Raw genomic sequence first — 493 nt, 5'->3', positions numbered from 1 at the left:
AGATGGACCTCGTTCGTCAGGGGCAATCCGGTCCGGCGGCCGCCGCGATATCCGTGGTCGCGGGCAAGCCAGATCGTATCGACGTTGGCGTCGAGCGCCGCTTCCAGGCAGCGCGTGAGATTGCGTCGACGCACGGTGGCGGCATCGGCGCGATCATGTTCCGGGCAGACGTCTCCGTACGGATTGAAGACCGAGGGCAGCCGAACTTCGGCGAGCGCTGCAGCGAAGGATGCGGGCGTTCTCAAAGCAGGTGCTCGATCGAGAGGCGGTGGTTGACCATGTCGATGTGGATACGCCCGCGCCGATGTTCGCGCAGGAAGCGGAAAGCCGCATAGCCCTGAAGAATGGCTTCTTCCCACATCCAAAGCGGGCAGCGCTCCGCCTCGTAGCCCGCCGCGAACTGGCGGACGTGCTTCAGGAGGTCGAACGGGATGTCGCCGGGCCGAGCGCCGGCGAACAATTCCAGGTCCACTGCCTGCCCGAAGATCCAGGT

The 493-nt window shown here is 65.3% G+C and carries 1 protein-coding gene and 1 pseudogene; both read right to left on the bottom strand.

Annotated elements, in window-relative coordinates; genetic code table 11:
* On the bottom strand, positions 1-245 hold a 245-nt coding region (locus tag ACU8YC_RS26450; RefSeq protein ID WP_446896186.1), incomplete at its 3' end, for a hypothetical protein.
* Positions 242-493, bottom strand: a pseudogene (locus ACU8YC_RS26445) (nucleoside triphosphate pyrophosphohydrolase family protein); the annotation flags it as partial. The gene ACU8YC_RS26450 and the pseudogene ACU8YC_RS26445, both read right to left, overlap by 4 nt.

It is taken from the genome of Citrobacter sp. VF227, from assembly GCF_052950715.1.
The sequence above is the reverse complement of the archived record's forward strand: the minus strand, read 5'-3'. Positions and strand labels throughout refer to the sequence as shown.